Source organism: Nisaea sp., from assembly GCF_017640745.1.
In the GTDB taxonomy this organism is placed as follows: domain Bacteria; phylum Pseudomonadota; class Alphaproteobacteria; order Thalassobaculales; family Thalassobaculaceae; genus Nisaea.
This window is the reverse complement of the sequence record NZ_JAEPQA010000061.1, coordinates 1-3,204: the sequence shown is the minus strand read 5'-3', so window position 1 is coordinate 3,204 and position 3,204 is coordinate 1. Positions and strand designations below refer to the sequence as shown.

General features: G+C 67.3%; 1 protein-coding gene. It reads left to right on the top strand.

What is annotated here, in order from left to right; genetic code table 11:
* Positions 1–3,204 (top strand): calcium-binding protein (locus tag JJ959_RS21195; protein WP_292888453.1); only part of this gene is annotated, 3,204 nt, incomplete at both ends.

The following is a 3,204-nucleotide window of genomic DNA, read 5'->3' as shown; positions in this document are numbered from 1 at the left end:
CAACGACACCCTGTCGGGCGGTGCGGACGGCGATGTGCTCGACGGCGGTGCGGGCGACGATATTCTCGACGGTGGCGAAGGAGACGACGTTCTCTACGGGGTCGAGGGCACCGACACGCTCTCCGGCGGTGCGGGCGACGACGCGCTCTACGCGGGTGACAGCGGCGTCATCGACGGCGGTGAAGGTAACGACACGCTTTATGTCGACACGCGCAGCGACCTCGACGGCCTCAGCATCTCCAACGTTGAAGACATTGTCATTGCTGACGAACAGGCGACCGAAGGCAACGACGCGATCAGCGGCTTCGAAGACGCGGATACCCTCTCCGGCCTCGGCGGCGACGACACTCTGGATGGCCTTGCAGGCGACGACGTGCTCGACGGCGGTGCGGGCAACGACGAGATCACGGGCGGCGAGGGCAATGACGCGCTGACAGGCGGCACGGGTGCCGACACCCTCTCGGGCGGTGCGGGGAACGACGTCCTGGACGGCGGCGACGGCGACGACGTTCTCTATGCTGAGGACGGCAGCGACACGGTTTCCGCGAGCTCCGGCGATGACGCAATCTACGCTGGCGACAGCGGTGTCGTGGATGGCGGCGCCGGCAACGACACGCTTTATGTCGATACGCGCAGCGACCTCGACGGCCTCACGATTTCCAATGTCGAAGACATCGTCATCGCGGACGAGCAGGCGACCGAAGGCAACGACGCGATCTCCGGCTTTGCGGGTAGCGACACCCTCTCCGGCCTCGGCGGTGACGACACGCTGGATGGCCTCGCGGGTGATGACGCGCTCGACGGCGGCGTGGGTAACGACCAGATTACCGGGGGCGCAGGCAACGACGTCCTCGACGGCGGCGACGGGTCCGACACGCTCTATGCCGGGGATGGTACCGACACTCTCTCCGGCGGCGCCGGCGACGACGCGCTCTATGCCGGCGACAGCGGCGTCGTGGATGGCGGCGAAGGCAACGACACCCTTTACGTCGATACGCGCAGCGACCTCGACGGGCTGACCGTCACCAATGTCGAAGACATCGTCATCGCGGACGAACAGGCAACCGAGGGCGACGACGCCATCAGCGGCTTCGAAGACGCGGACACGCTGACTGGTCTCGGCGGGAATGACACTCTGGACGGTCTCGCGGGCGATGACGTGCTCGACGGCGGCGCGGGTAACGATCAGATCTCCGGCGGAGAAGGCGACGACGCGCTGACCGGCGGAACTGGTGAAGACACCCTCTCCGGTGGTGCAGGCAGCGATACTCTCTCGGGTGGCGGTGACGCCGACATCCTGGACGGCGGCGCTGGAAATGACGCCCTCGACGGTGGCGACGGCGACGACGTTCTCTACGGCACCGACGGCGCGGATACCCTTTCCGGCGGCGCCGGCGACGACGCGCTCTATGCCGGCAACAGCGGCGTGGTCGACGGCGGCGAAGGCAACGATACCCTCTATGTCGACACCCGGTCGGACCTCGACGGCCTGACGGTCAGCAATGTCGAAGACATTGTCATCGCCGACGAGCAGGCGACCGAAGGCGACGACGCGATCTCCGGTTTTGAAGATGCGGATACGCTTTCGGGCCTTGGAGGCAACGATACGCTCGACGGCCTTGCTGGCGACGACGTCCTCGACGGCGGCGCCGGGAACGATCAGATCTCCGGCGGAGAAGGCGACGACGCGCTGACCGGCGGGGCCGGCCAAGACACGCTCAGTGGCGGTGCGGACAGCGATACCCTTTCGGGCGGCGCCGATGCCGACATCCTGGACGGCGGCGCTGGCAACGATCTGCTCGATGGCGGCGAAGGCGACGACGTTCTCTACGGCACGGACGGGACCGACACGCTCTCCGGCGGCGCGGGCGACGATGCGATCTACGCCGGCGACAGCGGCGTGGTGGATGGCGGCGAAGGCAACGACACCCTTTACGTCGATACGCGCAGCGACCTCAACGGCCTCAGCGTCTCCAACGTCGAAGACATCGTCATCGCCGACGAACAGGCGACCGAGGGCGACGATCTGATCTCCGGCTTCGGGGATGACGATACGATCTCCGCTCTTGGCGGCAACGACACGGTTTCGGGTCTCGGCGGCGACGACCTCCTTGCCGGTCTCGAAGGCGACGATCTGCTGGATGGCGGTGCGGGCAACGACCAGCTCTATGGCGGCGCCGGCAACGACACGCTCGACGGCGGCGACGACGACGATGCGCTTTATGGTGGCGCCGGAAACGACCAGATCAGCGGCGGCGCCGGAAACGATGCCCTCAACGGCGGTGCGGATGCCGATGTGCTGGACGGCGGCGCCGGTGACGACAGTCTCGATGGTGGGGCCGGAAACGACGAGATCACTGGCGGCGAGGGCAAAGACGCGCTGACCGGCGGCACGGGTGCCGACACCCTCTCCGGCGGCGAAGGCAGCGATACCCTGTCAGGTGGCGGTGACGCCGACATTCTGGACGGCGGCGCGGGCAACGATCTGCTCGAAGGTGGCGACGGCGACGACGTTCTCTACGGCACGGACGGGACCGACACGCTCTCCGGCGGGGCCGGAGACGATGCGATCTACGCGGGCGACAGCGGCGTCGTGGATGGCGGCGAAGGCAATGACACCCTTTACGTCGATACGCGCAGCGACCTCGACGGGCTGACCGTCTCCAATGTCGAAGACATCGTCATCGCGGACGAACAGGCAACCGAGGGCGACGACGCGATCTCCGGCTTCGCCGACAGCGACACCCTCTCCGGCCTCGGCGGCGACGACACGCTCGACGGCCTTGCCGGCGACGACGTGCTCGATGGCGGGGCCGGGAACGACGAGATCACTGGCGGTGCGGGCAATGACGCGCTGACCGGCGGTTCGGGTGAGGATACGCTTTCGGGCGGTGCGGACAGTGACACCCTCTCAGGTGGCGACGATGCCGACCTCCTCGATGGCGGCTCCGGCAACGACCTTCTCGAGGGCGGCGCAGGCAACGACACACTTTACACCGATGAAGGCACCGACACGGTCTCCGGCGGCGCGGGCGACGACGCGATCTATGGCGGATCCGACGGCGTCGTGGACGGCGGCGACGGCAACGACACCCTTTACGTCGATACGCGCAGTGACCTAGACGGCCTGACCGTCTCCAATGTCGAAGACATCGTCATTGCGGACGAGCAGGCAACCGAGGGCGACGACGCGATCTCCGGCTT